The sequence below is a fragment of the Burkholderia aenigmatica genome (assembly GCF_902499175.1).
Taxonomy (GTDB): Bacteria; Pseudomonadota; Gammaproteobacteria; order Burkholderiales; family Burkholderiaceae; genus Burkholderia; species Burkholderia aenigmatica.
Genome location: NZ_CABVQC010000028.1, coordinates 38,977 through 60,145, shown reverse-complemented (window position 1 = coordinate 60,145; position 21,169 = coordinate 38,977). Strand labels below are relative to the sequence as shown.

Annotated in this window: 17 protein-coding genes and 1 tRNA gene; 7 read left to right on the top strand and 11 right to left on the bottom strand. The window is 67.1% G+C overall.

Annotated elements, in window-relative coordinates:
• Positions 1 to 106: 106 nt before the first annotated feature.
• Positions 107 to 1,270 carry a tetratricopeptide repeat protein gene (locus BDO18943_RS20905; RefSeq protein ID WP_175023859.1) on the bottom strand — a complete coding sequence of 388 codons (1,164 nt, stop codon included), beginning with the start codon at positions 1,268 to 1,270 and terminating at the stop codon, positions 107 to 109.
• A gap of 88 nt (positions 1,271 to 1,358) precedes the next feature.
• On the bottom strand, positions 1,359 to 2,039 hold the full coding sequence (locus tag BDO18943_RS20900; RefSeq protein WP_011352396.1) for a PspA/IM30 family protein: 681 nt from the start codon (positions 2,037 to 2,039) through the stop codon (positions 1,359 to 1,361).
• A 443-nt stretch (positions 2,040 to 2,482) separates the two neighbouring features.
• Between BDO18943_RS20900 and BDO18943_RS20895 the strand changes: the two genes are divergently transcribed.
• A complete protein-coding gene (locus tag BDO18943_RS20895) occupies positions 2,483 to 4,999 on the top strand; it encodes a penicillin-binding protein 1A (protein ID WP_175023858.1) in 2,517 nt (838 codons plus the stop codon).
• A gap of 84 nt (positions 5,000 to 5,083) precedes the next feature.
• Here BDO18943_RS20895 and BDO18943_RS20890 read toward each other — a convergent pair whose 3' ends face one another.
• From BDO18943_RS20890 to mfd, 4 genes are all read right to left on the bottom strand, one after another.
• Complete coding sequence (locus BDO18943_RS20890; RefSeq protein ID WP_235996144.1) at positions 5,084 to 5,554, bottom strand: DUF3574 domain-containing protein; 471 nt, start codon at positions 5,552 to 5,554, stop codon at positions 5,084 to 5,086.
• A gap of 145 nt (positions 5,555 to 5,699) precedes the next feature.
• Positions 5,700 to 6,719, bottom strand: a complete 1,020-nt coding sequence (locus BDO18943_RS20885) for a threonine/serine dehydratase (protein ID WP_043188027.1) — start codon at positions 6,717 to 6,719, stop codon at positions 5,700 to 5,702.
• A 60-nt stretch (positions 6,720 to 6,779) separates the two neighbouring features.
• Positions 6,780 to 8,000 carry an acetylornithine deacetylase gene (gene argE, locus BDO18943_RS20880; protein ID WP_175023856.1) on the bottom strand — a complete coding sequence of 407 codons (1,221 nt, stop codon included), beginning with the start codon at positions 7,998 to 8,000 and terminating at the stop codon, positions 6,780 to 6,782.
• Between the two features lie 105 nt (positions 8,001 to 8,105).
• A complete protein-coding gene (gene mfd / locus BDO18943_RS20875) occupies positions 8,106 to 11,576 on the bottom strand; it encodes a transcription-repair coupling factor (RefSeq protein WP_175023855.1) in 3,471 nt (1,156 codons plus the stop codon).
• 107 nt (positions 11,577 to 11,683) lie between these two features.
• Here mfd and ispD point away from each other — a divergent pair, with 107 nt between their 5' ends.
• Positions 11,684 to 12,397 carry a 2-C-methyl-D-erythritol 4-phosphate cytidylyltransferase gene (ispD, locus tag BDO18943_RS20870; protein WP_043188032.1) on the top strand — a complete coding sequence of 238 codons (714 nt, stop codon included), beginning with the start codon at positions 11,684 to 11,686 and terminating at the stop codon, positions 12,395 to 12,397.
• A 28-nt stretch (positions 12,398 to 12,425) separates the two neighbouring features.
• A complete protein-coding gene (gene ispF, locus BDO18943_RS20865; protein ID WP_043188034.1) occupies positions 12,426 to 12,911 on the top strand; it encodes a 2-C-methyl-D-erythritol 2,4-cyclodiphosphate synthase in 486 nt (161 codons plus the stop codon).
• 130 nt (positions 12,912 to 13,041) lie between these two features.
• On the opposite strand, the gene BDO18943_RS20860 is transcribed toward ispF, so the two are convergent.
• The 4 genes from BDO18943_RS20860 to ompR all read right to left on the bottom strand — a co-directional run bounded on the left by BDO18943_RS20860 (position 13,042) and on the right by ompR (position 16,519).
• Positions 13,042 to 13,569, bottom strand: coding sequence for a carboxymuconolactone decarboxylase family protein (locus BDO18943_RS20860; RefSeq protein ID WP_175023854.1), 528 nt, complete (start codon positions 13,567 to 13,569; stop codon positions 13,042 to 13,044).
• A 76-nt stretch (positions 13,570 to 13,645) separates the two neighbouring features.
• Positions 13,646 to 14,194: a peroxiredoxin gene (locus tag BDO18943_RS20855; RefSeq protein ID WP_043188036.1), complete on the bottom strand. Its 549-nt coding sequence runs from the start codon at positions 14,192 to 14,194 to the stop codon at positions 13,646 to 13,648.
• 189 nt (positions 14,195 to 14,383) lie between these two features.
• Positions 14,384 to 15,745, bottom strand: a complete 1,362-nt coding sequence (locus BDO18943_RS20850) for an ATP-binding protein (RefSeq protein ID WP_175023853.1) — start codon at positions 15,743 to 15,745, stop codon at positions 14,384 to 14,386.
• 39 nt (positions 15,746 to 15,784) lie between these two features.
• Positions 15,785 to 16,519 (bottom strand): osmolarity response regulator transcription factor OmpR, encoded by a 735-nt coding sequence (gene ompR / locus BDO18943_RS20845; protein WP_006478565.1) that lies wholly within the window; start codon positions 16,517 to 16,519, stop codon positions 15,785 to 15,787.
• Between the two features lie 258 nt (positions 16,520 to 16,777).
• Between ompR and BDO18943_RS20840 the strand changes: the two genes are divergently transcribed.
• The 3 genes from BDO18943_RS20840 (at position 16,778) to BDO18943_RS20830 (ending at position 19,967) form a co-directional block, all read left to right on the top strand.
• Positions 16,778 to 17,056, top strand: coding sequence for a hypothetical protein (locus BDO18943_RS20840; protein ID WP_089450797.1), 279 nt, complete (start codon positions 16,778 to 16,780; stop codon positions 17,054 to 17,056).
• A gap of 132 nt (positions 17,057 to 17,188) precedes the next feature.
• On the top strand, positions 17,189 to 18,691 hold the full coding sequence (locus tag BDO18943_RS20835; protein ID WP_175023852.1) for a DUF1800 domain-containing protein: 1,503 nt from the start codon (positions 17,189 to 17,191) through the stop codon (positions 18,689 to 18,691).
• A 67-nt stretch (positions 18,692 to 18,758) separates the two neighbouring features.
• Positions 18,759 to 19,967 (top strand): DUF1501 domain-containing protein, encoded by a 1,209-nt coding sequence (locus BDO18943_RS20830; RefSeq protein WP_175023851.1) that lies wholly within the window; start codon positions 18,759 to 18,761, stop codon positions 19,965 to 19,967.
• 9 nt (positions 19,968 to 19,976) lie between these two features.
• Here BDO18943_RS20830 and hpnD read toward each other — a convergent pair whose 3' ends face one another.
• Positions 19,977 to 20,810: a presqualene diphosphate synthase HpnD gene (hpnD, locus tag BDO18943_RS20825; protein ID WP_043188045.1), complete on the bottom strand. Its 834-nt coding sequence runs from the start codon at positions 20,808 to 20,810 to the stop codon at positions 19,977 to 19,979.
• Between the two features lie 236 nt (positions 20,811 to 21,046).
• Between hpnD and BDO18943_RS20820 the strand changes: the two genes are divergently transcribed.
• Positions 21,047 to 21,133, top strand: a tRNA-Leu gene (locus tag BDO18943_RS20820).
• Positions 21,134 to 21,169: the final 36 nt, after the last annotated feature.

Genomic DNA, 21,169 nt, shown 5'->3' with positions numbered 1-21,169 from the left:
TCCATCTTGAAATGATTGACAAATCCGCGCGTCGGCGCGGCCGGCATGCAGGGGAGCGTGGCGTGCGTGGCTGCGCGTCGCGGGTATGTCGACGCGCTGCGTAGCGTCAGGTGTTGTCGTCGGTCCAGCCGTCGTCGTTGCTGCCGAGATCCATGCCGCCGCCGCCGTTGCCGTCGCTCCAGTTCGAACTGTCGCCGCGGCCGAGGTCGAAGCCCGGATCGTTCTCCTGCCGACGGCGCTCGCCGTCGACGATCACGTCGCGTTCGACCACGCGCTCGCGGCCACCCGACATCGCTTCGCCGAGCAATACGCCGGTCAGCAGCCCGCCCATGCCGCCGCCGAAACCGCCGCCGCCTTGCTGGATCACCACCGGCGGTTGCTGTTGCGGGTAGGGCTGCTGCGGATACGGCTGGCCTTGCGCGCCCGTCATGCGATCGGCTTCCTGCGCATACACGGAGCCGCTGCCGTTCACCGGTGCCGCGGGTTGCGCGGCCGGATCGGGACGGCCTTCGACGCGTGCCTTCACGCTCGCATGGCGCTGTTCGAGTTCATCGACGCGATAGGGCGGCACCGGATTCTTGCCGTTCGACAGCGTTTCGACGAGCGTGCGCGCGTCGGTCTCGATTGCTTCGAGTTCGCCCGTGAGCGCCGCGGCGCCGGGCGCCGTCGACAGCTTCGCGTCGAGTTTCAGCGGGCGGATATCGTTCAGCACGTCGGTGGCACGCTTGAGCTGCGTGCGGCGTTCGTCGTCGGCGCGGCTGTCGTCGGCCGTGCGTGCGCGCCGCAGCGTCCAGCGCAGCACCAGCGCGATCACCGCGACGATCAGCCCGAGGCCGATCCACATGCCGGTCGACGGGCCGTGTTTCTCGGCCGGCGCGACGGCGGGCGCGAGCGACGATTGCAGCGTGCCGGCCTGCGTGGCCGACGGCACGTTGCCGCTCACGCGCGCGGCGTCGGCGCGGATGCGCGACTCCGTCTGCGCGAAGCGCGACGCGTCGGTGAACTTGAGCTGCGGATCGAGCGACTTCGCGCGTTGCAGTTGCGTGAGTGCGTCGGACGCGCGGCCTTCGCGGTCCAGCACCTGCGCATACAGGTAGCGCGCGTGCGCGTTGTTCGGATGGGCGTCGATGACTTGCGACAGCTGCGTGTCGGCTTGCTGCCAGTTGCGTTGCGCGATCGATTGCTCGACCTGCTGCAGCGACGGGACCGCAAATGCGGCGGACGACAGCAACATCAGCGAGAGGCCGAGTGCGGCGAGAGATTTCTTCATGGTCGAACCGGGCGCAGGCGCCCGTCTCCTGACGATCGGTTCGCGCCGCGCCCGGGGCGGGCGGCGGCGCGGTTGCCCGCAGTGGCCGTTACTGCGCGGGCGTGTCGAGCTGCTTCTTCAGCGCGGCGAGGCGATCCTCGACCGACGGGCCCTTGTTCAGCGCGGCGAGCTTGTCGTCGAGCGCCTTGCCGCTCGACGTGTCGGCCGAATTCAGGCGCGCGTCCGAGCGTGCGTTCTGCAGCGCGACCTTGTCCTCGAGCTTCTGGAAGTCCTCGGACAGGTTCTTGCCGCCGATGCCGCCCAGGGCGCTGGCCGCGACGTCCTTCGCCTGCGCAATTTCCTGCTTGGCCTGCAGGATGTTCGAGCGCGCATTCAGGTCGTTGCGGCGCTGGCGCATGTCGGCGATCTGCCCCTTCAGCTTGTCGACCGACGGCTCGAGCGTCGACAGTTCGGCCGCGAGCGCGTCACGCTCGGCTTCCGCGTTGGACTGTGCGCCGAGTGCCTCGCGTGCGAGTGCTTCATCGCCGGACTGCAGCGCGCGCTTCGCGCCGTCCTCGTACTTCTTCACCTTGTCGTCGGCCGCATCGCGCTTGCTGCGCTGGGTCGCGACCTGTGCTTCGATTTCGATCAGCGAATTCTCGGCACGGCCGATGCTGTCGTCGAGCTCCCGCACGATCTGCCGTGCGTCGCGCGACGGATCCTGTACCGAATCGGCCGCATCGTTCAGCAGGCCTTTGATCGTGCGCGAAACAGAGTCGAAAAGCGACATGAAATCCTCCGTGGTTGAAAGGCGCCGCGTGACCGCGGCAGTGCCCGTTGCGAGCCGGTTCCGACCCGCATGAGCCGGCGGATATTACACCACCGGTTCACTTAAATACGGCTTAAACGCGCGAGTTCAAGCGGCTTGCGCATCAGGATGTCGAACCTTTCGCGATTGAAAGAAAATCGACTATGCGCGCCATATTGCGTGTCCATGATAGGCAGAGGATGCCGACAATACGTTCCTTAAATCACGGCATTGCGGGAATTTTTACAAAAAATCGCGAAGCCACCCGGTCGATTTCATTAAAATGCGCTGTCACGTCGCGGGAACGGATCGCCGCGCGGCGGGGTCTGTCGACGTGACAGCCGCATCACGATGTCTCTGCTCTGATTCATTCGCCTGCATTTCCGCATGCGTCCGAGGGCGCCACGACCGCCCGCCATTCCGACATGCCAATTATCAAACGACCGCCTTCTTCTTCCGACAGGAACGAACCCCACTACACGCTGCGCCGTTCGCCGTCCGGAGCCTATTACCCCGATGAGGATGACCGCGACGACGATCGCCGCACCCAGCGCAGCGGCGGCGGGGGCCGCCGCCGCGGATTCGGCTCGCGCGTCATGCTGTGGTTCGCCGGGCTGTTCGCGATCGCCGCGATCGTCGGCGCGCTGATCGTCGGCTACGCGCTGGTCGTGATGGCGCCGCAACTGCCGTCGCTCGATGCGCTGACCAACTACCAGCCGAAGGTGCCGCTGCGCGTGTTTACGGCCGATCACGTGCTGATCGGCGAGTTCGGCGAGGAGCGCCGCAGCCTCGTGCGCTTCCAGGAGATTCCGGACGTGATGAAGAAGGCGGTGCTCGCGATCGAGGACTACCGCTTCTACGAACACGGCGGTGTCGACTTCGTCGGCATCCTGCGCGCGGGCGTGGCCGACCTGATGCACGGCGGCGCGCGCCAGGGCGCGAGCACGATCACGATGCAGGTCGCGCGCAACTTCTTCCTGTCGAGCGAGAAGACCTACACGCGCAAGATTTACGAAATGCTGCTCGCGTACAAGATCGAGAAGGCCCTGACGAAGGACCAGATCCTCGAGCTGTACATGAACCAGATCTATCTCGGTCAGCGCTCGTACGGCTTCGCGGCCGCCGCGCGCGTGTACTTCGGCAAGGACCTGAAGGACATCACGCTCGCGGAAGCGGCGATGCTCGCGGGGCTGCCGAAGGCGCCGTCCGCGTATAACCCGGTCGTCAATCCGAAGCGGGCGAAGGTGCGCCAGGAATACATCCTGAAGCGCATGCTCGAAGTCGGCTACATCACGCAGCCGCAGTACGACGAGGCCGTGAAGGAAGAGATCCACGTGCGCACGCCGGGCAACCAGTATGCGGTGCACGGCGAGTACGTCGCCGAGATGGTGCGGCAGATGATGTACCAGCAGTACAAGGACGAAACCTATACGCGCGGGCTGACCGTCACGACGACGATCAACTCGTCCGACCAGGAAGCCGCGTACCAGGCCGTGCGTCGCGGCATTCTCGACTACGAGCGCCGCCACGGCTATCGCGGGCCGGAAGCGTCGATCAAGTTGCCCGCGGCCGGCGACGACCGCGACGAGGCGATCGACGACGCGCTCGCCGATCACCCGGACAACGGCGACCTGCAGTCGGCGGTCGTGCTGTCGGCGTCGCCGGGCGCGGTCGAGGTGCAGTTCGTCGGCGGCGCGACCACGACGATCGGCCCGGCCGGGCTGCGCTTCGTCGCGGTCGCGCTCGGTCCCCGCGCGAACGACACGCTGCGCATCAAGCCGGGCTCGGTCGTGCGCGTGCTGAAGGACGGCAAGACGGGCTGGCAGGTGGTGCAGCTGCCGCAGGTCGAAGGCGCGCTCGTCGCGATTGCGCCGCAGGACGGCGCGATCCGCTCGCTCGTCGGCGGCTTCGACTTCAACAAGAGCAAGTTCAACCACGTGACGCAGGCGTGGCGCCAGCCGGGCTCGTCGTTCAAGCCGTTCATCTACTCGGCGTCGCTCGACAAGGGCATGGGGCCGGCGACGATGATCAACGACGCGCCGCTGTACTTCCCGCCGAGCGTGCCGGGTGGCACCGCATGGGAGCCGAAGGACGACGACCAGCCGGACGGCCCGATGACGATGCGCACCGGCCTGCAGCGCTCGAAGAACCTCGTGTCGATCCGGATCCTCGCGTCGATCGGCACGCAGTACGCGCAGCAGTACGTGACGCAGCGCTTCGGCTTCGACCCGGCGAAGACGCCGCCGTACCTGCCGATGGCGCTCGGCGCGGGCCTCGTGACGCCGCTGCAGCTCGCGACCGGCTATGCGGTGTTCGCGAACGGCGGCTACAAGGTCGATCCGTACCTGATCGCCGAAGTCGACGACGCACGCGGCCAGCCGCTGCAGAAGTCGCAGCCGGTGCTCGCCGGCAGCACGGCGCCGCGCACGATCGAAGGCCGCAACGCGTACATGATGAACAGCCTGCTGCATTCGGTCGCGACGGCCGGCACGGGCGCGGGCACCAACGCACTGGGCCGCAGCGACCTGCAGGGCAAGACCGGTACGACGAACGACGCGAAGGACGGCTGGTTCGCCGGCTACCAGCAATCGCTCGTCGCGGTCGCGTGGATGGGCTTCGACCAGCCGAAGAGCCTCGGCAGCCGCGAATTCGGTGCGCAGCTCGCGTTGCCGATCTGGGTGAACTACATGCGCACCGCGCTGAACGGCGTACCCGAGCAGCAGATGCCGATCCCGGACGGCCTGACCTCGATCGACGGCGAGCTGTACTACGCCGATCGCACGCCGGGCAACGGCTTCGTCGCGAACGTCGACATCAACCCGGCCGAGAATTCGATCAGCGCGAACGACGCACTCGGCTCGGCCGGTGCCGCAGGGCTCGCACCGCCGCCCGTCACGCCGCAGGAGAAGCAGCAGATCATGGACATGTTCGAGAACAAGTAAGCGGCACGCCGCGGTTCCGGCATGCGACGGGCGCCTTCGGGCGCCCGTTTTTTTTACGCGGATTTGCGGCAGAGAGAAGGGTCGTCAGAACGCCGCGCAGGCCGGCACGAGCGTGATGCCGACCGATTGCTGCCGGAAGCGCACCACGTACGCTTGCCGGATTGCGGCGAGCCGCGCGCGCGTGTCGGGCGTATCGTCGGCGATGATACGGATCACGAAGCTGTCTTCGCGGGTGATTCCGCCGCTTGCGCGGTTGCGCCACTGGCCGTGCGTGTCCCAGTAGGTGAGGCCGTCGGGGAACCGCGGCGTGACCGTGTCGGCGAGGAACGTCGCCCGTTCCGCATCGGTGACGGGGCCGCGCGCGGCGATGTCGCGCCCGAACAGCAGGTCGGCCTGCAGCATGCGGTGCTCGCCCGGCTGCGCGCAGGCCAACGGCGCGCCGTCGACGGGCGAGGACGGTGCCGCGCAACCGGCGAGCAGCGCGATCGCAACACTGCCGATCACCGGCGCCGCGCGGCGCCACCCGGTCGCGGCGCATGCGGCCGACGGTCGCATCTGCCCATTTCGTGACGATCGACCTCCGCGCGCGCAAAACGCTGCGCGCTCAACCACTTGCGTGCTTGTCCGGCGGGTTATCAACAGGGCTGTCAACATAATCTGGGGATAACCCTGGGTTTACCCGCAAGTGCCCGATGCGGGGTCAGTGTTGCAATTTCGCGTGAGCGAGATGCATGCCGAGTGTGCCGGGGTCGGTATTGGTGCCGGATAGCAGCACGCCGACGCGCTTGCCCTGCAGCGTTTCGCGCAGCGGCCCGAGCAGTGCGGCCAGCGCGGCCGCGCACGCCGGTTCGACCGACAGTTTCAAGTGCGAGAACAGGAACAGCATCGCGGCACGCAGCGCGTCGTCGGACACGGTGACGATGCGGTCGACGTGGCGCCGGCACAGCTGGTAGCTGTATTCCTCGGTATGCGGCGCCATCAGCGAATCGGCGATCGTCTGCATCGCGCTCATCTTGATCGTGTGATTCGCCGCGAAACTGCGGCTCATCGCGTCGGCGCCTTCCGGCTCGACGCCGTATACGTGCACGCGCGGATTCGCGAGCCGCAGCGCGGTCGCCATGCCGGCCGCGAGCCCGCCGCCGCCGATCGGCACGATCACCGCGTCGAGGTCGGGCGTCTGCGTCGCCCATTCGTAGCCGAGCGTCGCGGTACCGAGGATCGTGTGATAGCCGTTGAACGGATGGATGAAGAAGCGGCCTTCCTCGGCCTCGATCCGCCGGACGAGGTCGAACGCCTGCGATGCGCTGCCGGCCAGCACGACTTCCGCACGGTACTGCTTGCACTGCGCGATGCGCGTCGGGCTCGCGGTATGAAACATCACGACCTTGGCGCTGCTGCCGAGCCGCATCGCCGCATACGCGACGGCCGCCGCGTGATTGCCGGCCGACACGCAGGTGACGCCGGCGTTCTTGCGCGCCTCGTCGAGCGCGAGCAGGTGCGTGAAGGCGCCGCGCGCCTTGAAGCTGCCGCTGGCCTGCAGCAACTCGAACTTGAAGTTGACGTGCGTGCCCTCGAGGGACGGCAGGTCGGCGCGTTCGAACACGGGCGTGCGCGCGACCCAGGGCGACAGTGCGAAATGCTGCGCGGCGATTTCGTCGAGCGTCGGGATCGGCTCGCCGTCGATCGTCGTATGGGCGGTGCCCTGGCGTTCAGTCGACATGACGTGGCGGGTGGCGGAGTGGGCCGGCCCGCACACGCGGGCCGGCGTGGCGGGAGGCAGTCAGTGCGCGTCGACCGACATGCTGCGGATGAACTTGCGCAGGAACTGTTCGCAGCCGGCGAGCTGCGCGAGCTCGACATATTCGTTCGGCTTGTGCGCCTGCTCGATGTTGCCGGGCCCGCATACGACGCTCGGGATGCCCGCGCGTTCGAACAGGCCGGCCTCGGTGCCGTACGCGACCTTGCGCTTGTCCTGGTCGGCCGTCAGCGCGCGCACGAGCTGCGTGATCGCGGCCTGTTCGGTGGCGTCGAGGCCGGGCGCCGCGGCGATCTTCGAGAATTCGATCGCGGCATTCGGATGCTCGCGAAGCATCTGTGGCAGCAGCGTTTCACGTGCATAGGCTTCGATGCGCGTGAAGATCTGCTCGGGGTCGAGCGTCGGCAGGTTGCGGAACTCGAAGTCGAACCGGCATTCGGCCGGCACCGTGTTGATCGCGTTGCCGCCCTGGATCGTGCTCGTCTGCGCGGTCGTGAACGGCACGTCGTACAGCGCGTCGAACGGGCCTTCGGCGCGGAAGCGGTCGGCGATGTCGCGGATGTGGCAGATGAGGCGCGCCGCATACTCGATCGCGTTCAGCCCCTTCGGCGTCAGCGACGAATGCGCCGCGTGGCCGCGCACGCAGCAGCGGTACGCATTGATGCCCTTGTGCGCGATGATCGGCCGCATGCTGGTCGGCTCGCCGACGATGCAGCCGGACGGTTGCACGCCGCGCTTGACCAGATCCGCAATCATCAGCGGCGCGCCCGCGCAGCCGATTTCCTCGTCGTAGGACAGCGCGAAATGGATCGGCTTCGCGAGCTGGGTCGCCTGCATCTCGGGCAGCAACGCGAGCGCGGTGCCGATGAAGCCCTTCATGTCGCAGGTGCCGCGGCCGTACAGGCGGCCGTCGCGGATTTCCGGCGCGAACGGATTGCTGTCCCATTGCTGGCCGTCGACCGGCACGACGTCGGTATGCCCCGACAGCACGATGCCGCCGTTCGTCGAGCCGTCGTGCGCGGGCACGGTCGCGAACAGGTTGGCCCAGCCTTCGCGCGGATCGTGCGTGATCGTCGATGCGATGCCTTTTGCGGCGAGCGCGTCGCGTACCGTTTCGATCAGGCCGAGGTTCGGCACGCGGCTCGTCGTGTCCATCGACACCAGTTGCTTGATCCAGGGCAGGCTGACGAGCGACGCGTCGCCTTGGTCGGCGGCGGACGACACCGTCGCGTCGAGAGTGGACATGGCAAGACTCCGTCTGATGAATGGGAAAATCATACTCAAAAACGCGTCGGCCCGCCTTCGCCGGACGCGATGCGGTGCAGCAACGCCGCACCCGCCAGTATCGCGTCAGCGCACCGCGGTAGCCGCTCCTTGCTTGGGGCCGAGCGCGCGCAGCGTTTCCTTGATCGTCGACACGCGGATCGCGAGATCCGGCGAGCGCGTCTCGATGCGCAGCTTGTCCTGGCCCGCGAGCTTGATGTGCCGGTGCTTCTGCACCATCTCGATGATCCGCATCGGATCGATCGGCGGATTCGGCTCGAACTGCAGCCCGATCGCGACCTCGCTCGCATCTATCTTCACGATGCCGAGCGGCTTCGCGGCGATTCGCAACCGGTGCGTCTCGACGAGCGCGTGCGCCTGCGGCGGCAGCTTGCCGAAGCGGTCGATCAGCTCTTCCTGGATACCGTCGATCGCGTCGCCGTGCTCGCAGTTCGCGAGCCGCTTGTACAGCGACAGCCGCTCCTGCACGTCCGCGCAGTAGTCGGCCGGAAGGATCGCCGGTGCATGCAGGTTGATTTCCGTCGTCGCGGCGAGCGGGGCGGTGAGGTCGGGTTCCTTGCCGTTCTTCAGCGCCTTCACCGCGTCGTTCAGCATGTCCGTATAGAGCTGGAAGCCGATCTCGTGGATCTCGCCCGACTGCTTGTCGCCGAGCACTTCGCCGGTGCCGCGGATCTCGAGGTCGTGCATCGCGAGATAGAAGCCCGAACCGAGTTCCTCCATCTGCTGGATCGCTTCGAGCCGGCGCTGGGCCTGCTTGGTCAGCGCCTGCGGATCGTGGACCAGCAGGTACGCATAGGCCTGGTGATGCGAGCGGCCGACGCGGCCGCGCAACTGGTGGAGCTGCGCGAGGCCGAACTTGTCCGAGCGGTGCATGATGATCGTGTTCGCGCTCGGCACGTCGATGCCGGTCTCGATGATGGTCGTGCACAGCAGCACGTTCGCGCGCTGCGCGACGAAATCGCGCATCACGCGTTCGAGTTCGCGTTCGTGCATCTGGCCGTGCGCGATCGCGATGCGTGCTTCGGGCACGAGCGCCTCGAGCATCGTCTTGCGGTTCTCGATCGTCTCGACCTCGTTGTGCAGGAAATACACCTGACCGCCGCGCTTCAGCTCGCGCAGCATCGCCTCGCGGATCACGCTTTCTTCCTCGCGGCGCACGAAGGTCTTGATCGCGAGGCGCTTCTGCGGCGCGGTTGCAATGACCGAGAAATCGCGCAGCCCTTCGAGCGCCATCCCGAGCGTACGCGGGATCGGCGTCGCGGTGAGCGTCAGCACGTCGACTTCCGCGCGCAGCGCCTTCAGCGCTTCCTTCTGGCGCACGCCGAAGCGGTGTTCCTCGTCGATGATCACGAGGCCGAGGCGCTTGAACTGCACGTCCGACGACAGCAGCTTGTGCGTGCCGATCACGATGTCGACGCTGCCTTCGTTGATCTGCGCGATCGCCGCGTTGACTTCCTTCGCGGTCTTGAAGCGCGACAGCTCGACGATCCGCACCGGCCAGTCCGCGAAGCGGTCGGCGAAGGTCTGCGTGTGCTGCTCGGCGAGCAGCGTGGTCGGCGACAGCAGCGCGACCTGCTTGCCGCCCAGCACCGCGATGAACGCGGCGCGCAGCGCGACCTCGGTCTTGCCGAAGCCGACGTCGCCGCACACGAGGCGGTCCATCGGCTTGCCGCTCGTCATGTCGCCGATCACGGCCGCGATGGCGGCTGCCTGGTCGGGTGTTTCCTCGAAGCCGAAGCTTTCGGCGAACTTCACGTAGTCGCGCGGATCGAGCGAGAACGCGTGGCCTTCGCGGGCCGCGCGGCGCGCGTACAGGTTCAGCAGCTCGGCGGCCGTATCGCGGATCTGCTGCGCGGCCTTGCGCTTCGCGCGCTCCCACTGGCCGGAACCGAGCGCGTGCAACGGCGCGCTGTCGGGATCGGCGCCGCTGTAGCGCGAGATCACGTGCAGTTGCGCGACGGGCACGTAGAGCTTGCTGTCGCCCGAGTATTCGAGATGCAGGAATTCCGTCTCGCCTTCGCCGAGGTCCATCGACACGAGGCCCATGTAGCGGCCGATGCCGTGCTGCGCGTGGACGACCGGGTCGCCGACCTTCAGCTCCGACAGGTCGCGCACCATCGCGTCGACGTTGCTCGCCTGCTCCTGCCGGCGGCGGCCCGCGCGGCGGCCGAGCGCGCCGTACAGTTCGGTCTCGGTGACGACCGCATAGCCTTCGCCCGGCACCGCGAAGCCGTTCGCAAGTGGCGCGACGCCGAGCGCGAAGCGTTCGTCGCTTTCGAGCCAGCCCGCGAAGTGGTCGTTCGACGCGGGGCGCAGATGGTGTTCGGCGAGCAGTTGCAGGATCGTCTCGCGGCGGCCGGCCGATTCGACGGTCAGCAGGACGCGCTTGCCCGACGATTCGACGAACGTGCGCAGCGACGCGAGCGGATCGTCGGCATGGCGATCGACGGTGAGCTCGGGTAGCGCCGTCGCCCAGCCGCCGGCCGGCTGCGCGGGCAGCACGACGCGGGCGAACGGCTTCGCGAACGCGAAGAAATCCTCGTCGGACAGGAACAGCCGCTGCGGCTCGAGGATCGGCCGCTCGCGATCGTGCGCGAGGAACGCATGGCGTTGCTTCGTATCGGCCGTGAAGCGGCGGATCGACGCTTCGAGATCGCCGGTGAACACCAGGTGCGCATCCTGCGGCAGGTAGTGGAACAGCGTGGCGGTTTCGTCGAAGAACAGCGGCAGGTAATACTCGATGCCGGCCGACGGCACGCCGTTGCCGATGTCCTTGTAGATCGGCGCGCGGCTCGGGTCGCCTTCGAAGGTCTCGCGCCAGCGGCTGCGGAAGGCCGTGCGCGCGGCTTCGTCGAACGGAAACTCGCGGCCGGGCAGGAGCCGCACGTCGCGCACCGGGTAGAGGCTGCGCTGCGTGTCCGGGTCGAACGCGCGGATCGAGTCGACCTGGTCGTCGAACAGGTCGATCCGGTACGGCAGCGGCGAGCCCATCGGGTACAGGTCGATCAGCGAGCCGCGCACGCAGTATTCGCCGGGCCGCACGACCTGGCTCACGTGCTCGTAGCCGGCCAGCGTGAGCTGCGCCTTCAGCTTCGCTTCGTCGAGCCGCTCGCCCTGTGCGAATGCAAACGTGTACGCGGCCATGAACGACGCGGGCGGCATCCGGTACAGCGCGGTGGTCGCGGGCACGAGCAGGATGTCGCAGCGGCCCTCGCCGAGATCGTGCAGCGTCGCGAGACGCTCGGATACCAGGTCCTGGTGCGGCGAGAAGGTGTCGTACGGCAGCGTTTCCCAGTCCGGCAGCAGGCGCACGCGCGCGTCCGGCGAGAAGTAGCGGATTTCTTGCGAGAGCCGTTGCGCGTCGACCGCGTTCGCACAGATCACCGCGAGGAGCGGCACCTCCTGGCGGTTGTCGGCGAGATAACGGGCGATGGCGAGCGCGTCGGCGGAACCATGCGCGCCGTCGAAGGCGAAACGCTGGCCGGACTTGACGCGGGCAATGGGCGAGGCGGACGGGGTGGAAGCGTTATCTGGCATAGGGACGACAGGGGTGGCGTGCACGGGCGCATCGCGGTGCGCCGGTCGAGACGAAAGACCTATTATAAAATCCGCTTCTCGATTTCATCTTTCCGGCGTTTCCCTTCGTGACTCCCCGACTTTTCGCCCTGATTCCCTGTGCCGGCACGGGCAGCCGTTCCGGTTCGGCCGTGCCGAAGCAATACCGCACGCTGGCCGGCCGCGCGCTGCTGCACTACACGCTCGCCGCGTTCGACGCGTGCAGCGAATTCGCGCAGACGCTCGTCGTCCTGTCGCCCGACGATTCCCATTTCGACGCGCGCCGCTTCGCGGGGCTGCGCTTCGCGGTGCGCCGCTGCGGCGGCGGCTCGCGCCAGGCGTCGGTGCTGAACGGGCTGCTGGAGCTGGCCGAGTTCGGCGCGACCGACCACGACTGGGTGCTGGTGCACGACGCCGCGCGCCCGGGCATCACGCCGGAGCTGATCCGCACGCTGGTCGCGACGCTGAAGGACGATCCGGTCGGCGGCATCGTCGCGCTGCCGGTGGCCGATACGCTCAAGCGCGTGCCGGCCGGCGGCGACGCAATCGCGCGCACCGAGTCGCGCGACGCGTTGTGGCAGGCGCAGACGCCGCAGATGTTCCGCATCGGCATGCTGCGCGAGGCGATCCTGCGCGCGCAGCGGGAAGGGCACGACCTGACCGACGAGGCGAGCGCGATCGAATGGGCAGGCCATACGCCGCGCGTCGTGCAGGGCAGCCTGCGCAATTTCAAGGTCACGTACCCGGAAGATTTCGCGCTCGCGGAGGCGATCCTCGCCGCGCGCCCTGCGAACGCCTCCTGACATTTACCCCCTCTCAATCGGAACACGCATGGATTTCAGAATCGGACAAGGCTACGACGTGCACCAGCTCGTCGAGGGGCGCCCCCTCATCATCGGCGGCGTGACGATTCCTTACGAACGCGGCCTGCTCGGCCACTCGGACGCGGACGTGCTGCTGCACGCGATCACCGACGCGCTGTTCGGCGCGGCGGCGCTCGGCGACATCGGCCGCCATTTCTCCGACACGGACGCGGCCTTCAAGGGCGCCGACAGCCGCGTGCTGCTGCGCGAGTGCGTGGCACGGATCAAGGCGGCCGGCTTCACGATCCAGAACGTCGACAGTACGGTAATCGCCCAGGCGCCGAAGCTGGCACCGCATATCGACGGGATGCGCGCGAACATCGCGGCCGATCTCGGGCTGCCGCTCGATCGCGTGAACGTGAAGGCGAAGACCAACGAGAAGCTCGGCTATCTCGGCCGCGGCGAGGGGATCGAGGCGCAGGCCGCGGCGCTGCTGGTGAAGCAGGGCGGCTGACGCCCGGCTGCGGCGCGCGGTTCGACCGGCGCGCCGCGCCGCGGAAATGAAAATGCCACGCGGATGCGTGGCATTTTCGTTTGGCGCGGCGACCAGGCCGGCGTGGCTGCCGGCCGGGTGGTGCAACCGCTTACTCGCCTTCAGCGGCGATCACTTGCGCGGCGGCGTTGATCACCGACGCGATACGGCCGACGTCGCGCAGCTGCGTGACAGTCATCCCTTGCTCGTTCTTCAGCAGCGCATAGTGCGACTTCACGCAGAAGTGGCACTTGCCGACGATCGACGCGGCGAGCGCGTACATCTCGAACTTGCGCTTGTCGACGCCGCCGTGGGTCGCATACGCACCCATCCGCAGCTCGGCGCGCTGCGTCTTCAGGTCGGCGTCGTCGGCCATCTCGACATACGGATACCAGGTGTTGTTCATCCCCATCAGCGCGGCCGCCGTCAGCACGGCGTTCGTCTCTTCGGGCGACAGCACGCCGGCCTCGCGGATCGTCTTGATGAGCACCGTGCTCTTCGCTGCGATCGCCGCCGCCAGCGCAACGCCGACCGCGTCGGTGCCTTCGAGCGACGAGCGCGAGATCGTGCCGTCGAGGTTCAGGCGAATGTCCTTCGCGTAGTCGGGAATACGTGCCTTAATCGAGTTGATGAATTCCATTGATATCTCCTATGGGTTGGCCGTTAAAAAAGCCCGCAGGCAGTACGTGCGCCGCGGGCTTCGTGCATCGATGCGCTTACAGCGTTGCGCCGCCGACTGCACGGTTGCACGGGCACAGTTCGTCCGTTTGCAGGCCGTCCAGAATCCGCAGGACTTCTTCCGGGCTGCGGCCGACGTTCAGGTTGTTCACCGAAACGTGCTGGATCGTGTTGTCCGGATCGACGATGAACGTTGCACGCAGGGCCACGCCGGCTTCCTTGTCGCGCACGCCGAGCTGGTCGATCAGCTCGCCCTTGACGTCGCCGAACGAGTAGTGGTTCAGCTTGTTCAGGTCCTTGTGCTCACGGCGCCATGCGAGCTTGACGAATTCGTTGTCCGAGCTGCCGCCCAGCAGGATGGCATCGCGCTCTTCGAACTGCTTCGTGAGCTTCGCGAACTCGACGATTTCCGTCGGGCACACGAACGTGAAATCCTTCGGATAGAAGTAGATGATCTTCCACTTGCCCGGGAACGACGCTTCGGTGACGGTCTCGAATGCCGACTGGCCGTTTTCCTCGTGATTGTTGAAGCCCGGCTTCGCGGCTACGACGGTGAAAGCTTCGAGTTTATCGCCCACGGTTTTCATGCGGATACTCCTGTATGAGTTGGGAAGAGGACTGAGTCAAGCTACCTCGGTGCTGCAACGATGATGTGACAGCATGGGCAAAACTATAACACTATTAATTAGTCGCTTCAATAGATTTTGACTAACGACCTTCATAGCTTTTTTCAACCGGATCGATAGTGTGCAGTGCAAGAAGCGTGCGCGAGCGCGTCACGCAGTCGCACGCGCCTTGCCGGCGCCGGGGAATTCGAGCGTGACTTCGAGGCCCGCTTCGGGGTTGCGATTGCGCAGGCGCAGCGCGCCGCGATAGCGGCCCACGAGGCGCAGCACGATCGCCATCCCGAGGCCCGTGCCGTCCGCCTTGGTGCGCGCGGTGTCGACGCGGTAGAACGGCCGCATCACGAGCGGCAGTTGATCCTCGGGGATGCCGGGGCCTTCGTCGCTCACCGACAGCTCGACGCGCGCGTGCGACACGCGCGTCTCGAGCGTGATGCGCGACACGCCGTCCTGCTTGCTTTGGCCATACTTGCGTGCGTTCTCGACGAGGTTGCCGATCACGCGGCGCATGTCGGTCTCGTCGGCTTCGATCACCGCGCTCGGCGCCAGCCGCGTGCGGATCTCGACGCCATCCTCGCCCGACACGCGCGCAGCGACTTCCTGCGCGATCGACGACAGGTCGACGGGCTCCGGTTTGCGTTGCGACGGGCGCGCGTAATCGATGAAGGCCGCGATGATGCGATCCATCTGTTCGATGTCGTCGACCATCGCGTCCTTGGTCGCCTGGTCGGACGGGCTCATCTCGGTTTCGAGCCGCAGCCGCGCGAGCGGCGTGCGCAGGTCGTGCGAGATGCCCGCGAGCATCAGCGCGCGGTCTGCCTCGAGCTGCTCGAGGTCGCGCACCATCTGGTTGAAGCTGCGGTTGGTATCGGCCGCGACGCCCATTCCGCGCTCGGGCAGCAGCTCGGGTGTCTGACCCGAGCCGATCTGCCGCGCGGCGAGCGCAAGCCGCGAGAACGGCCGGTTCACCAGGCTTGTGATGAACGCGGAGCCGAATAGCGACAACGCGAGCGCGAATAGCCCCCAGCCGGCCCACTGCAGGCCGGTGACGTTGTCGAGCTGGTCGCGATCGAGCGCGACCCAGTAATCGTCGTCGTCGATCTTGAAGCTGATCCACACGCCGGGAATGTCGTTGACCGACTGCGCGATCACGGTATCGTCGCCGAGACGGCTGCGGATGTCGTGTTCGATCAGGCGGTTCAGCGACTCGTCGGGCTGCAGCTTGAACTTGTCGGTCTTTTCGCGCGGGTACACGCGCACGCCCTCGTTGCTCTCGAGATCCTGCAGCAGCGCGCGCCGCAGATCGGGATCGGAATAGAGCAGGGCAGTGCGCGTGAGCTTCACGACCGCGACGAGCTGCAGCGCGACGCGCTGCGCACGCGGCTCGCGCTCGATCACGCGAAAGCTCTGGAACCACGCGGCGAGACTGACCGAGATCAGCAGCGCGATCAGCAGGAAGGTGCGCCAGAACAGCCCGCCGAACGCGAGCTGCAGGAGGCGCCGGTCGATACGCATGGGACGGGCCGTGGGCGGGCGAAACCGGAAAGGAAAAGATCAGGCGGCGCCGTCCGGGATGAACACGTAGCCGAGGCCCCAGACGGTCTGGATGAAACGCGGGCTGCCCGGATCCGGTTCGATCAGCTTGCGCAGGCGCGAGATCTGGACGTCGAGGCTGCGGTCGAACACTTCGTATTCACGACCGCGTGCGAGTTCCATCAGCTTCTCGCGCGACAGCGGCTGGCGCGGATGACGCGCGAACACCTTCAGCACCGAGAATTCGCCGGTGGTGAGCGGAATTTCCTGGCCGGATTTCGTCAGCGTGCGCGTCGCGAGGTTCAGCGAGAACTCGCCGAACTCGAACACCTCGGTGGTTTCCGACGGCGCGCCCGGCAGTTCGGCCGGCGCCTGGCGGCGCAGCACCGCATGAATGCGCGCGACGAGTTCGCGCGGGTTGAACGGCTTCGGCAGGTAATCGTCGGCGCCCATCTCGAGGCCGACGATGCGATCCACATCTTCGCCCTTCGCGGTGAGCATGATGATCGGCGTGCGGTCGTTGCTGCCGCGCAGGCGGCGGCAGATCGACAGGCCGTCTTCGCCCGGGAGCATCAGGTCGAGCACGAGCAGGTCGAAACGCTCGCGTACCCAGAGCTTGTTCATTGCGGTCGCGTTTTCCGCGACGTAGACATTGAAACCCTGCTCGCCGAGATAGCGGCGCAGCAGATCGCGCAGGCGCGGGTCGTCGTCGACGACGAGAATCTTGGAGGGGTTTTTCGTTTCCATGATCGGCATCTTATCGCGAATGGGAATTGACGCACGGCCGCGTATTTTCGTGCGTTACAGTCGGTTACAAAATTTACCCGTAGTGTCGCGCGGAGTAAAGGCAGGCTATAGAGATTCCTTTACTCGAAGCCGAAATTCGGTAGATACTCCCCTGCACTCCATCTTTCATCTTTGCACACCCGAATTCCGCAGGGTTTTTCAAGTACCAGAGGTAGCCGGTTGCCGCGTGACGAAGGGAACAAATCGACCAAAGAAGCGAGGACGGTCATGCGATCTGCCCGGATTGCAGTGATGCTGACGATCGCACTTGCCGGTCCGTATGCGTCGAACTTCGCGTATGCGCAGCGCCCCGAGCAGGGCGCATCGTCGCGCAAGCTGCCGCGCGGCAAAGCGCCGCAGTCCGACCGTGCCGCCGAGATGACGGTCCGTTCCGCCGTGCCTCCCGATCTCGAACAGCGCCGCCGCGACGGGCACATGACGCCCGAGGAGCGCCACCTTTTGCGCCAGCACATCGAGGACGCCGTTCGCGAGCTGTACAAGCGCTGACGCGCCGTCTTTCGCGCTGCGCGAAATACCTCGCTCGGAAAAGATTCGTAGCAATTTTTCCGTCAACTTTCGCCTGCCGATTGCCGTTGTACCGGCATCCGCACCGCCGGTGCGTTCCGGGAGTCCATGACGATGAAAGCGAACGCTGCCGCACCGGCGCCGTCGCCAGCTATGCAGTCGCCGCTCGACGCCGACGATGCGTTGTTTTTCCTGAGCCGGACCGGTTTTTCTCCCGCACCCGCCGATGTCGCGCGCATCGTCGGCATGACGCGCGCGCAGGTCGTGGCCGACACGCTCGGCAACGTGCGCCGCGACCCCGTCACGACGTGGCCCGACTGGATCGCCGAGCTGCCGCCGACGCGCGCGCAGCGCCAGGCACTGACCCCCGACATGCGGCGCGACGAGCAGCGCGAGCGCAACGTTCGGTACGATGCGCTGCGCGCGGCGTGGGTCAACGAGATGATCGTCACGCCGTCGCCGTTGACCGAGCGCATGACGCTGTTCTGGCACGGGCACTTCACGTCGGGGCAGGACAAGGTACCTTACCCGCAGACGATGGCCGCGCAGAACGCGCTGTTTCGCCGCGAGGCGCTCGGCAACTTCGGCACGCTGCTGCACGCGGTCGCGAAGGATCCGGCGATGCTGCAGTATCTCGACGGCGCGAGCAATCGCAAGGGGCGCCCGAACGAGAACTTCGCGCGCGAGGTGATGGAGCTGTTCACGCTCGGCGAAGGGCATTACACGCAGTACGACGTGACCGAAGCCGCGCGTGCGATGACGGGCTGGACGGTCGATCCCGATACTTATCGCTTCGAGGTGCGGCCGGATTTGCACGATGCGGGCGACAAGACGATCCTCGGCGAAACGGGGCCGTTCGACGGCGACGGCTTTCTCGACATCCTGCTGAAGCGGCCCGGCACCGCGCGGTTCATCGCCGGCAAGCTGTGGCGCGAGTTCGTGTCGGATACGCCCGACCCGGCGGCGCTCGATGCGGTGGCCGAGCGGTTTCGCACGAGCGGCCACGACATTCGCGCGGCGCTCGCCGCGCTGTGGTCGACCGACGCATTCTGGGATCCACGCAACCGCGGCGTGCTCGTCAAATCGCCGGCGGATTTCGTCGTCGGGTCGGTGCGGCTGTTCGACGTTTCATACGGCGATCCGCAGATGCTTGCGAACACCGTGCGCACGCTCGGGCAGAACCTGTTCTACCCGCCAAACGTGAAGGGCTGGCCGGGCGGCGCGCTGTGGATCAACAGCACCACGCTGCTCGCACGCAAGCAGTTCGTCGAGCAACTGTTCCGCGCGACGGAAACGGCCGGCATGCACCCGCCGGCGCATGCGATGGCGCCGCCGACGAATGCCCGCGCGCACGCAATGCCGGTGGTCGATACGGCGTCCGCCGCGGGTATGCGCGGTGCGCCTGCCAAGCCCGCGCGCGCCGGCCTGCGTTTCGACCTCGAGCGCTGGCTGGCGCAATATCGCGCGCGGCCGCAGGCGATCGCGGGCTTGTCGACCGAGCTTCAGTTGCAGCATGCGGTGCTGCAGCTGTCGCCGGTCGCGGCGATCGACACGGATTCGACCGGCAGCGCATATCTCGAGGCGCTGCTGATGGATCCGGCCTATCAGCTGAAATGATTCGAACGACGATGAAGCGGGGAGCCGGTGCGGCAAAGGTGCCGGGCGGCGAACCAAAGGATGCGCGATGAACCGACGTGATTTTCTGACGCTGACGGGCGCTGCGGCCGCGGCCGGCGTGTCGCTGTGGCAGGCGCCCGCGATGGCCGCGACGGGGCGGCCGCCAGTGGCCGGGTATGCGAACGTGTTGATCCTCGTCGAGCTGAAGGGCGGCAACGACGGCCTCAACACAGTGGTGCCGTACGCGGATCCGCTGTACTACCAGTTCCGGCGCAGCATCGGCATCAAGCGTGAGCAGGTGCTGCAACTCGATGCGCACACGGGGCTGCATCCGTCGCTGGCACCGCTGATGCCGCTGTGGCGCGACGGGCAGGTCGCGGTCGTGCAGGGTGTCGGCTATCCGCAGCCGAACCTGTCGCATTTCCGCTCGATCGAGATCTGGGATACCGCGTCGCGCTCGGATCAATACCTGCACGAAGGCTGGCTCACGCGCACGTTCGCGCAGGCGCCCGTGCCGCCCGGTTTCGCGGCGGACGGCGTCGTGCTCGGCAGCGCCGAGATGGGGCCGCTCTCGAACGGCGCGCGTGCGATCGCGCTCGTCAATCCCGCGCAGTTCATCCGTGCGGCCCGGCTCGCCGAGCCGTCGTCGCTGCGCGAACAGAACCCCGCGCTCGCACACATCATCGACGTCGAGAACGACATCGTGAAGGCGGCCGACCGGCTGCGCCCGCGCGGCGGGATGCGTGAGTTCAGGACGGCCTTTCCGGCTGGCGCGTTCGGCACGTCGGTCAAGACTGCGATGCAGGTGCTGGCCGCGTGCGAAGCGTCCGGGCCTGGCGCGCAGGACGGTGTCGCGGTGCTGCGCCTGACGCTCAACGGCTTCGATACGCACCAGAACCAGCCGGGGCAGCAGGCCGCGCTGCTCAAGCAGTTTGCGGAAGGGATGAGCGCGATGCGCGGTGCGTTGATCGAGCTCGGGCGCTGGAACCAGACGCTCGTGATGACGTATGCGGAATTCGGACGGCGCGTGCGCGAGAACCAGAGCAACGGCACCGATCACGGCACGGCCGCGCCGCATTTCGTGATGGGCGGCCGCGTGGCTGGCGGGCTATACGGTGCGCCACCCGCGCTCGGGCGGCTCGACGGCAACGGCAACCTGCCGGTCGCGGTCGATTTCCGCCAGCTCTACACGACCGTGCTCGGGCCGTGGTGGGGGCTCGACGCGACGCGCGTGCTGCAGCAGCGCTTCAATACGCTGCCGCTGCTGAAGGCGTAGGGAGTCAGGTCAGCGCCGGCGCGCGGCACGCCACGCGATCCACAGCTTGCGGATCGGCGTCAGCGCGATGCGCTGGTGCAGTACCTGGTAGCCGTCGCGCTCGATTTCGTCGAGCAGCGAGCCGGTCAGTGCGATCTGCGCGCGCAGCGTGCGCTGCGCGCGGCGTTCGGATGCGGGGATCGCCGCTTCGGCGGCCGCGAGCGCTTCGCGCGCGCGGGCCGTCTGGAATTGCAGCAATTCGGTGAAGGCCGGGCTGTAGCGGCGGTTCAGCAGATCGGCCGCGGTCACGTTGTAGCGCTGCAGTTCGTCGATCGGCAGGTAGATGCGGCCGTGGCGCGCGTCGTTGCCGAGTTCCTGCACGAATTGCGCGAGCATCAGTGCGCGGCCGGCATCCGCGGCCCACGGTTGCGGGTCGGCCGGGTTCGCAGCGCTGGCGCGCGCGACCAGCGACGCGAAGACGCCGCCGACCTGCGCGATATAGCGCTGCAGGTTCGCGAAATCGAGGTAGCGCGCCTGTTCGAGATCCATCCCGTAACCGTTGACGAGCGTGCGCAATGCGTCGGCCTCGGCGGCGATCGCCGGATGATGCTGCGCGAGCGCTTTCGTGACCGGGTGCGACGGCTGCCCGTCGGCCAGTGCCGCAAGTTCCTTGTGCCACCACGCGAGCTTCGTGTGTCCGATGGTCGGGTCGCTGGTTTCCTTGACGGTTTCCTCGAGTTCGCGGCGCAGCGCGAACAGGGCGGTCAGGCGCGGTTGCGTGGCGAGCGGCGCCTGGCGCAGCGCGTAATAGACGCTGGAGCCCGCGGGGGCGGCCTTTTGCTGACAGTAGTCGTCGAAGTTCACGGGCGGAATCGTGTGGGGGGCGGGTTCGGGGGACGCGCGGCGGCGCGGTGCCGAAACGTCGAGCGCGGCATTCTAGCACCGCTGCACGACGGGTGCCGGCAGGGGCGAGACAATGCCGCGCGGATCGGGTAGAATCTCGCGCTCGCCTGATCGGGCGTGCCGGTTCCAGGCCGGCGCGATGTCCCGGGCGCGTGGAAACGCATCTTGCGTGCCGCGTGATCAGGCGACAGAAATGCGCGTGAGTGGCGAAATTGGTAGACGCACCAGGTTTAGGTCCTGACGCCCGCAAGGGTGTGCCGGTTCGAGTCCGGCCTCACGCACCAACGAACATCTGCACAAGAATGCCCACCATGCAGAAG